Here is a 436-nt window from a genome sequence, read left to right on the forward strand (position 1 = left end):
ACTAACAACCCATCTGATGGTAAATCAGACAAGGCTATTGTAACAGGTCACGCTACAGATGGTGATAAACCACGAGTAGATGCTCCAGTAGAAGTTAAAAATGAAAAAGGCGAAGTAATTGGTAGTGGTAAAACAGATAGCAATGGTGACTTCGTTATTGAAACTACTAAACCAGTTAACCCAAATGATATAGTTAAAGTAGAAGTAACTGGTAAAGCTGGTAATAAAGGTGAAGGCACTACTCAAGCTGGCGACCTAGAATTTACTGATAAAAATGTTCCTGTGGTAGAAGATCTAGTTGCTACTCCAGGTGAGGCGACCAACGCAGCTGAAGGTGAATAAAAGAAGGCTATTGTAACAGGTCACGCTACAGATGGTGACAAACCACTAGTAGATGCTCCAGTAGTAGTTACAAATGAAAAAGGCGAAGTAATTG

General features: G+C 39.9%; 1 protein-coding gene. It reads left to right on the forward strand.

Annotated features, from left to right (window positions below; genetic code table 11):
- Positions 1-342, forward strand: a 342-nt coding sequence (locus CYP26_RS10260) for an Ig-like domain-containing protein (protein WP_181000867.1), incomplete at its 5' end; no start/stop codon positions are given.
- Positions 343-436 lie beyond the last annotated feature (94 nt).

The sequence above is a fragment of the Campylobacter concisus genome (assembly GCF_002913225.1).
In the GTDB taxonomy this organism is placed as follows: Bacteria; Campylobacterota; Campylobacteria; order Campylobacterales; family Campylobacteraceae; genus Campylobacter_A; species Campylobacter_A concisus_J.